Source organism: Cohnella suwonensis (assembly GCF_042655365.1).
GTDB classification, from domain to species: Bacteria; Bacillota; Bacilli; order Paenibacillales; family Paenibacillaceae; genus Cohnella; species Cohnella suwonensis.
On record NZ_JBHSMH010000030.1, the window covers coordinates 119,991 to 128,921 of the forward strand.

Below are 8,931 nucleotides of genomic sequence, written 5' to 3' on the forward strand. Positions count from 1 at the left end.
GTAGTACTTAACCCTATTCCCTTTTGTGATTTTTTTATTCTCACGGAATAAAAACATGTTCATGAGGCAACGGATGTTGGAGGTGAAATACATGCAAACAGGAACAGTAAAATGGTTCAACGCTGATAAAGGCTTCGGCTTCATCGAAGTTGAAGGCGGCAACGACGTATTCGTGCACTTTAGCGCGATCGTAGGCGACGGCTTCAAAACGCTGGACGAAGGCCAACGCGTTCAATTCAACGTGGTACAAGGCAACCGCGGACCACAAGCGGAGAACGTTGTTAAGCTGTAATTCCATCGCGTAACGAAAGACCCCTCAAGGCTTCGGCCATGAGGGATCTTTTTTTTGTATCTGGACGAAATAAATAATTTTCAAATGAATGACGGAGCGGTGACAATCGTAGGCGTAGCTTCCTAAATAGCGATTAACATGGTCAGAAACGATTAAGGGGCATCGCCTGTGCTTGTAGCAGGCGATGCCCTCTTTTGTTCGGCCGTGATCAGTCGCTGTTGCGTGACACCGAGAACACGACGGTTTTGGTATCCTTGTCGACGATGACGCTAACCGCGTCGTCCCCGACGGAGAATTGTTTGGAAGAGACTTTCGTTCCGGCGGCGACGGCCGTGCAGATATCGTTGAACCAACCGCGGAACGTCACCGCGTCGTAGGAGAACAGGAAGTTGGAGAACGCTTCGATCGCTTCCTGGTTGCGGGCAAGGGAGCCGTCGCGAAGACGGATCGTAACGCCGTACGAATTGTACTGCGGATCGAGCCATAGCGCGGCTTCTTCCTGCTGCATGGACGAGTCGGCGGACAAGGCCGTTACCGTATCTTTTTCTTTCTGGTCCTTGAACAGGCGCAGCGTCGTATTGAGCAGCTCGTGATTCGAGCCGCGGACTTGCCCGATCTGCTTCAGTACGTCATAGCCATCAAGCATCCGCTTATCCGGGAAGACGACGACTCGGGTGCCTCCGCCTTGCGTCGGAACTGCAAGCTGCAGGCCATTCAGGTCGGAAGGTTGGACGGCGATGCGCTTCTTCTTGTTCGTCAACCGATCGAGCAACATGAGCGCTTGCGCGCGGGTCACTATGTCGCCGACGCCGAAGTAACCGTTCGGGTATCCTTGCATGATGCCTTTGGCAAGCGATTCGCCGATGAATTTCTGTTCCCGCTCGGAAGCGCTCGTCAAGTCGCCGTAAGCGCCGGCGAGGCCGAGGCTATATTGGGAATCCTCCAAGAATTCGGTTTCCTGAAGCGTGTAGTAGATGACTTCCGCGACGTTCTCGCGGGTCATGGGGCCTTGGAAGTCCGAATAGCGGCTCTTATTCAGGAAGTGAAGATCGCTGGCCACGTCGATGAAAGGCTTCGCCCAGTAGCCGACCATGGCGGGCTTGAACGTGAAATAACGGTAGTCCTGCTTCAAGATCGTCTGGTTGTCGGCGCTAAGCGATTGCAGGAACGCCGAGTTCCAGCTTCGTTCGCCGTTCTGTTGGAGATCGGAGTAGGACAGGATCAGCATCTTGATGAACTGATCGACCGTCACCGGATCGTTGGGCTCGAACGTTCCGTTCGCGAAACCGTCCAATATGCCTCTACCGACCATCTCGGTAATCGTTTTTTCGGCCCAATGGCCTTTAATGTCTTTGAACGGCGCGGTCTGCGCTTGCAAGGTCTGCGCTTGCGCGGTTTGAGCATAAAATTCGCCGCCGCTGGCGAGCATGGCCATAATCGCGGCGATAAGGGTCAAGCGACGCATGAGGATCCTCCCGGGTACTGTTGTCGAATGTCGAAAGTCGGCTATAGAGGAATTGAATTTCGCTTTATAAGCTAAACACACCGGGATAATCTTGGAAACGGGCGCGAGTTCTATACGGCCGGGATCGCCCGACGGTCTTAAGGCGTGGATCGCGATGGGACTTAAGACTCGCAAGCCGCGCCGGGCAAGGCTCGCGCGGGGTGCGCCGTCAATAGGAATATCGCTCCGGCCGCGGATGACATTTGAGGAGGACGAACGCGTTCGGAAGGAGTATAATGGTAAGGCTGATAAGAGAGGTGGAAGAAATTGGTAGCTCGACTGCGAAAAAAACTTTCGCCGCTGAGCGCGGTCGTCTGGACCCAGTTCCTGAGCGCGTTCTCGGATAACTTAAACTTTTTCCTCATCGTGGGGCTCGTCAAGAGGGAAGGCGCGAGCGATCCGGACGGAACGGTGACGTACATTCAGATGGCGTTCCTGATCGCTTACGTCGTCCTTGCACCCGTCGTCGGGGCTTTCGCGGACAAAAAAACGAAGACGCACGTTCTGCTTAGCGGGAACATGCTGAAGGCGACGGGTATACTGCTCTTGCTGCTCGGCGTATCGCCCGCCATCTGTTACTTCTTCGTCGGCGTCGGGGCAGTCGTCTATTCTCCCGGGAAATACGGCATCCTGACCGAGTTGACGAAGAGCGAAGGGGAATTGCTGAAGGCGAACGCCCAAGTGGAAGGGTCGACGATTCTGGCCATTCTGCTCGGTACCGTCGCGGGAGGTTTCCTCGCCGCGAACTCGGATTTGCCGGCCATTCTGACCTGTTTGTTCATTTACATGCTGTCGCTCGGCATGACTTTCCTCGTGCCCGTCCAAGCAGGCAATCCGCGCATCCGATACGGACAAGCCGCGGGGCAGTTTTTCCGAGACGTCGGCAAGCTGTTCGCGAACCGAAGAAGCCGGTTCTCGCTTATCGGCACGGGCGCGTTCTGGCTGACGGCTTCGGTGCTACGCATCGCGCTGATCGCCTGGCTGCCGCTTAATCTCGGTATCGAAGACACGGACCAGCAGTCGATGATCATCGGGGTAACCGCCCTTGGCGTCGTCGGCAGCGCTTTCCTTACGCCGAAGCTCGTGCCGGAAGGGAAGCTTTACAGAGGCTTTTACTTCGGCATCGCGATGGTCGGAGCCGTCATGGCGGCGAACTTCACCCACGAAGTCTGGGCGACGGTGGCGCTGTTGTTCTTGACCGGCGTCATGGGGGGAATCTTCCTCATCCCGCTGAACACGATGCTGCAGGAAGAAGGAAAAACGGCCATCGGTCCCGGGAGGACGATAGCCGTTCAGAATTTCGTGGAAAACAGCTTGACGGTCGTCGGGCTGTTCCTCTACTTGACGCTGAGGGAAATGGACGTGCCGGTGAACGATTCCGTTATCGGCATCGGTCTCATCCTGACGCTGTTCTTCGTCTACTTGGCAACCCAGATCGGAGCGGTCAGGCAAAGCTTCGGCCGGGAACGCGAACGCGCCGCCGGCGGCAAGGTTACCCCCGCAAGGAAATAACGTGCACGAGACGGTCGCCGGAAGATACCCGGATGACGGAATGGCCCGCGTCGTATTCGGCGCGGCCTTGGCCGACGTCCGCAGACGGCTCGGTGCCGAGCACGTAGAACAGATCGTCGGCGAGCGTGCGTGTGCACACGTCGCGTTCGTCTTTGCTTAAGCCGGACCAATCTTCGTCTTCCATCTCGAAGGCCTCGTAGAATCTCGGAACCGTCGTCAGCGCGCGGGACAGATCGTCCAGGATATGATCGTAAGGACGGGTGTAGGCGATAGCCATGGCGAATACCCCTTTCGAATGTCGAAGACCGAGGTCTTTTTTGTTTGCTTCATTATACGCAAGCTCCCGAGCTTTAGCCAACCTTTAGGCGACTTTCCTCTAAAGCGTACTTTAATCCGATGTGATCTTTCGATATAATGAATAAGGTTCTGGAGGTGAATAGCGAATGTATCGCGCGTATGCGTCAAAGGTCGGCGGTTGGTTAGCCAAGCCTTTTATATTTTTCACGATCATCATGGCGGCCAAAATACTGTTAGCGCGTTACGTCGTCTTCGACAGCTCATCCGTGTGGCTTCAGCTATTCACGGGCATTCCGTCGGTATGGGTGCTGTTCTGCCTGATCGAATGGCTCGCGCCGAAGAGAAAACTCGGCGTCTATGTCGCCGTCAATCTCGTGCTGACCTCGATTTTCTTCGCGGTCATTATGTATTACAAATATTTCGGGGTTATCGTGACTTACCACGCGCTGCAACAAGTCGGTCAGGTCACGGAAGTCAAAGGCAGCGTGTTTTCCTTGCTTCATCCTTATTTCTTGTTCATATACACGGATATCGTCGCTTTCCTTCTGTTGTTCATGAACCGCCGCTTCCGCAAGTGGGGCAAGTCGCGCGCCGTTCGCGAATCGAACGTGCTGATCTCGGCGATCTTTTTCCTGTCCGCGGCGATCAGCGTCATGAACGTGTGGATTCATCGCGATAGCATCAACGAGCTGAAGCAAGCGGAGAACATGGGCATTATCAATTACGAGGTTTACGCGATCCTATCGAGCTTCACCGAGAAGGTCGAGGATCCGAGCAACGCGACTCCCGAAGCGATCGCCAAGCTGAAGGGCACGAGCGAGCAAGCCGCGCCGCTTTATTGGGGCAAGGCGCAAGGTCGCAACCTGATCGTGCTCCAAGTCGAAGCGATGCAGAATTTCTTGCTGAACCGGACGATCGACGGCCAAGAGATCACGCCGGTCATGAACGAGCTCGCCAAAAATCATTTCTACTTCCCGCGCTTCTACCAGCAAGTCGGGCAAGGCAACACGTCGGATGCCGAATTCGTCGTGAACACGTCGTTCTACGTGCCTCAGCACGGAGCGGCTTCCCAAGACTACGGCAATCTGGCGCTGCCGAGCATGCCGAAGGAATTAGCGGCGCACGGCTACCAGACGGCGACGTTCCATACGAACGATGTGCAATTCTGGAATCGCAAGCAGTTGTACGCGGCTCTCGGCTTCGACAAGTATTACGACGCCAAGTTCTTCGGAGACGAAGACGTCGTGTTCTTCGGCGCTTCCGACGAAGTGCTGTACGACAAGACGGCTGACGAATTGCTGAAGATGAGCCAGAGCGGCAAGCCTTTCTACTCCCAGGTGATTACGATGTCGTCGCATCACCCGTTCGATATTCCGGAACGCAAGATCCGATTCAAGCTGCCCGAGAGGTACGAAGGCACGCTCGTCGGCGATTATATCGAATCGCAGAATTACGCGGATTACGCTCTCGGCTTGTTCATCGACAAACTGAAGAAGAACGGCCTGTGGGACAAATCGGTCATCGTCATCTACGGAGACCATATGGGACTGCCGATTTACTCGCTCAGCGACCACGAGAAGAGCTTGATGGAAGAGCTGTACGGCAGGGAATACAAGTTCCCGGAAATGATGAACATCCCGCTGACGATCATGGCGCCGGGTGCCGACGAGCCGAAGGTATTCCCTCAGACGGGCGGGCAAGTCGATATTTTCCCTACGGTGGCCAACTTGCTCGGCGTATCGCTGAAAGACCATATCCACTTCGGCCAAGATTTGCTGAACCAGACGTCCAACCTGCTTCCGCAGCGGTATTACTTGCCTTCCGGTTCGTTCGTGAACGACAAGGGCATCTTCGTTCCCGGCTTGCAATACGTCGACGGCGCGAATTTCCCGTTCGACGGCGCGAAAGCGGCGAAGTCCGATTCGACGGAAGACGAATACAATAGAGCTTTGGAATTGTTGCGACTGTCGGATAGCTATGTGCAAAGCTTGCCTAAGCATGATTAAAGGACTCGTACGATAAAATAGACAAAGGGGGAAATGCCGTGATCGCCGCCATTGGACGCATTGAATGGAGAAAGTATGCGCCTCTCTTGTGGATGCTCGTGTTTCCGGTTCTGGGTCTCATGTACGCATGGACGAACAATACGGATAACAGGGAAGTCTACCACCTGATAACGGCGCTCGACGAAGCGATACCTTTCGTTAAAGCGTTCGCCTTGCCTTATTCCATCTGGATTTTTTACATTTACGTCTGTTTGTTTTACTTCTTCAAGAAGGACGTCAACGTGTACTACCGCGCTTTGCTCACTTACGCGGTATGCGCGATGCTCTGCTACTTGATCTACTCGGTCTTCCAGACGACGGTTCCGCGCCCTGTCGTGACGGGCAACGACCCGCTCTCGGACTTGATGCGGTACATCTATAACCGTGACCAGCCGTTCAACTGCTTCCCGAGCATTCACTGCTTCTCCAGCTACATGGTGATGAGAACGATCTGGACGAGCGAGTTCCGCAACAAGCTGAACTTGACGCTCATCACGGGCATGTCCAGCCTTATCATTATGTCCACGATGTTCGTGAAGCAACACGTCATCCTCGACGCTCTCGCAGGCTTTTTCCTCGTCGAAGTCGTGACCGCGGTTATGATCTTGATGGAACGCTGGCTGAAGGTTTCCCGCGAAAGACAGAAACGCTCCTTCGGAGCCTAAACTGGGTGCAAAATCTAAAAAGCTGATGATTCGCCTCGGCAATCCTAGCCGGACGGTCATCAGCTTTTTTATGGCGGTGTCATGGGTATGGGATTAGGAAAGAAACATCTCGGTCATGCGGCGGTAATGCTGCTTGATCTCCTCCGTGGACATGCCCTTCCCTTGCTTAAGGTGGAAGTAACCCATCGGGGATAACGCGCAAATCATCGCGTGGGCGGCGAATTCCCCGTCGATCGCCGTCGATCGCTTCGCTTCCGCGATTTCGTCGAAGACTGACGAGAACTTATCGCAGAAAAACCGGTAGAGCGGAGAAAGGAAGAAGTTTCCGCGTTCGCTGTCGCAGCTCGTATACGACTCCATCTCGAGAATGAGCTCGGATTGTTCTTCGATCGCGTCGATCCAAGCGTCCACGATGCCGGATACCCGGTCCAGCGGGGAGGAGGACCGGTGCGACTCCAGAAAAGCTTCGACCCGCTCGGCGAGACTACCTGCGAAATCGACGAGCATGGCCATGCAAAGATCGCCTTTGTGGGCGTATCTGCGATAAAGCGTCGCTTGTCCGATGCCGGCCGTTTTGGCGATTTGATGCATGCTGACCGGTTGGACGCCGTGCTGATGGAAAAGCTGCTGGGCGGTTTGCAAGATCAATTTGCGATGCTCCACGGCATCCCTGCGTTCCCGGCGAATGGACATGGGCGTTCACCTCGGTAGAGAAAGATAGACGACTGGGAATAAAAGTTTACGATTCGTTCATATACCCACTTATTGACATCCGGACAATTGTCCGGTAACATCGATGTTAAACGGACAATTGTCCGCTATTTATACGGGTATGCCTTTGACAGTGCCCGCTTCTGTATTCATTGTACCGCCAAGGCCATCCGCGGTCAATGTAACGAGAGAGGCAACGGGAGGCAACTCGTCATCCGGAATGGAGGAAATCATACATGGCTTCAAAAGCAACGCCCGCAGCGGCGGAAGCGCCCTTCTCTATGCGCAGCATCCTCGGGCCGCTCGTCGCGATCGTCGTCGGCATTTTCATGGTCATTCTGGACGGTACGGCCGTTAACGTCGCCCTTCCTAAGCTAGTAGAAGAATTCAACCTCACGAGCTACTCGCTCGTGCAATGGACGGTCATCGGCTACGCGCTCGCCCAAGCCGCGGTCATTCCGCTCGCGGGCTGGCTGTCGGACCGGTTCGGCGCGAAAAAAGTATTCCTGATTTCCGTCGGTTTGTTCACGATCGGTTCCGGGTTATGCGCGACGGCGAACTCCGTCGAGTTGCTCATCACGTACCGGATCATTCAAGGCGCGGGCGGCGGCGTCGTTATCCCGATCGCCATGGCGTTCATCTACCGGTTGTCCCCGCCTAGCAAAGTCGGCGCGGTCATGGGCATGATGGGTATCCCGATCCTGCTCGGTCCGGCTCTCGGTCCGGTTATCGCGGGCTGGTTCGTCGAGTACCACACTTGGCAATGGATTTTCATGATTAACCTTCCGATCGGCGTGATCGGCATCTTCCTCGGCATTCGCTCGTTGCCGAACATTCAGCGCCAATCGGTCGCCGGCTTGGATCTGCTCGGCATGATCTTGGGGCCGCTCGCGTTCGCGGCTCTCGTCTACGGCGTATCGCAAGGCGGCGTCGACGAAGTGACCGGCAAGTCCACTTGGCTGGACTCGACGACGCTGATCGGTTCCGGTATCGGAATCGTGGCGCTGATCTTGTTCGTTATCGTCGAGACCCGGAAGAACAATCCGTTGCTCGAACTGCGGGTTTTCCGTGCCGGCAGCTTCACGAAGGGCATCATCGTGCAGTGGATTTCGCAGATCGCCATGTTCGGCACGATGTTCATGGTTCCTCTGTTCTTGCAGCAGGCGCACGGCTACAGTCCGTTAAAAACAGGCTTGATCATGCTGCCGCAGGCGCTCGCATCCGGCTTGTTCATGCCGATCGGCGGCAAGCTGTCCGACAAATTCGGCGCGCGTCCGCTCGTAATCGCCGGCATGGCGCTGACGACGGTATCGGCATTGCTTCTCTCCAACATTACGGCGACCTCCGGCGACATCGCGGTTATGCTTCCGCTCGCGTTGCTCGGCGCAGGCATGGGATTGTTCATGATGCCGCTCAATAATCACCTGATCCAATCCGCTCCGCAGAATCTCGTCGGCCGCGTGACGTCGCTGACGAACGCCGCGCAACAGGTCATGATGTCCTTCGCGATCGCGATTCTGACGACGCTGTCCGCGACGAAACTGAACGATCTGAAGGAAGAGATGGCCGCGACGGGCGTACAGAAGTCCGCGCCGGAGCTGTTCGCTTCGTCCTTCGGCTACACGTTCCTCATCTTGGTCGGCATCGCCATCGTCGGCGGCGTTCTCGGCCTCATGTTGAACAAGCCGAAGAAGGAAGAAGGCCAAGAAGGCGCAGGCGCAGAAGTGCCCGTATTCGTCGGTCACTGACCGGTAGCAAGAAGGAAGGCAGCATCCCCGGTAATCGGGGATGCTGTTTTTTTGCTGCTGCGCGCCTAGCCAAGTTAGGCACAACTAGCCGGTGAAAGTCCGGTCGAGGTAAGAGCCAAGTCGCCTCGTAGCTGACGGGCAGCTGGTGGAGAGATCC

At 55.6% G+C, this 8,931-nt stretch carries 8 protein-coding genes; 5 read left to right on the top strand and 3 right to left on the bottom strand.

Annotation, left to right across the window (positions count from 1 at the left end):
• The first annotated feature begins 91 nt into the window (after positions 1-91).
• Entirely contained in the window at positions 92-292 is a 201-nt protein-coding gene (locus ACFPPD_RS11500; RefSeq protein WP_209750539.1) for a cold-shock protein, read from the top strand.
• A gap of 208 nt (positions 293-500) precedes the next feature.
• Here the strand turns inward: ACFPPD_RS11500 and ACFPPD_RS11505 are convergent, their stop codons facing one another.
• The gene (locus tag ACFPPD_RS11505; protein ID WP_209750541.1) at positions 501-1,757 is read right to left on the bottom strand and encodes an S-layer homology domain-containing protein; all 1,257 of its coding nucleotides are present in this window, start codon (positions 1,755-1,757) and stop codon (positions 501-503) included.
• Positions 1,758-2,063: 306 nt separating this feature from the next.
• Here ACFPPD_RS11505 and lplT point away from each other — a divergent pair, with 306 nt between their 5' ends.
• A complete protein-coding gene (gene lplT, locus ACFPPD_RS11510; protein ID WP_209750543.1) occupies positions 2,064-3,308 on the top strand; it encodes a lysophospholipid transporter LplT in 1,245 nt (414 codons plus the stop codon).
• Here the strand turns inward: lplT and ACFPPD_RS11515 are convergent.
• Positions 3,289-3,585: a hypothetical protein gene (locus ACFPPD_RS11515; RefSeq protein WP_209750545.1), complete on the bottom strand. Its 297-nt coding sequence runs from the start codon at positions 3,583-3,585 to the stop codon at positions 3,289-3,291. The two genes, lplT and ACFPPD_RS11515, sit on opposite strands and share 20 nt — an antisense overlap.
• Before the next feature lie 166 nt (positions 3,586-3,751).
• On the opposite strand from ACFPPD_RS11515, the gene ACFPPD_RS11520 reads away from it, so the two are divergent.
• A complete protein-coding gene (locus tag ACFPPD_RS11520; RefSeq protein WP_209750548.1) occupies positions 3,752-5,611 on the top strand; it encodes an LTA synthase family protein in 1,860 nt (619 codons plus the stop codon).
• Positions 5,612-5,649: 38 nt separating this feature from the next.
• Positions 5,650-6,315, top strand: coding sequence for a phosphatase PAP2 family protein (locus tag ACFPPD_RS11525; protein WP_209750551.1), 666 nt, complete (start codon positions 5,650-5,652; stop codon positions 6,313-6,315).
• A gap of 93 nt (positions 6,316-6,408) precedes the next feature.
• On the opposite strand, the gene ACFPPD_RS11530 is transcribed toward ACFPPD_RS11525, so the two are convergent.
• Complete coding sequence (locus ACFPPD_RS11530) at positions 6,409-7,008, bottom strand: TetR/AcrR family transcriptional regulator (protein WP_209750554.1); 600 nt, start codon at positions 7,006-7,008, stop codon at positions 6,409-6,411.
• Positions 7,009-7,262: 254 nt separating this feature from the next.
• Here ACFPPD_RS11530 and ACFPPD_RS11535 point away from each other — a divergent pair, with 254 nt between their 5' ends.
• Complete coding sequence (locus tag ACFPPD_RS11535) at positions 7,263-8,774, top strand: DHA2 family efflux MFS transporter permease subunit (RefSeq protein WP_209750557.1); 1,512 nt, start codon at positions 7,263-7,265, stop codon at positions 8,772-8,774.
• Positions 8,775-8,931: the final 157 nt, after the last annotated feature.

Bases quoted from the DNA above. Each gene is read 5' to 3' on its own strand.
- ACFPPD_RS11500 (WP_209750539.1), top strand. From the start codon at position 92: ATGCAAACAGGAACAGTAAAATGGTTCAACGCTGATAAAGGCTTCGGC.
- ACFPPD_RS11505 (WP_209750541.1), bottom strand. From the start codon at position 1,757: ATGCGTCGCTTGACCCTTATCGCCGCGATTATGGCCATGCTCGCCAGC.
- ACFPPD_RS11515 (WP_209750545.1), bottom strand. From the start codon at position 3,585: ATGGCTATCGCCTACACCCGTCCTTACGATCATATCCTGGACGATCTG.
- ACFPPD_RS11520 (WP_209750548.1), top strand. From the start codon at position 3,752: ATGTATCGCGCGTATGCGTCAAAGGTCGGCGGTTGGTTAGCCAAGCCT.
- ACFPPD_RS11530 (WP_209750554.1), bottom strand. From the start codon at position 7,008: ATGTCCATTCGCCGGGAACGCAGGGATGCCGTGGAGCATCGCAAATTG.
- ACFPPD_RS11535 (WP_209750557.1), top strand. From the start codon at position 7,263: ATGGCTTCAAAAGCAACGCCCGCAGCGGCGGAAGCGCCCTTCTCTATG.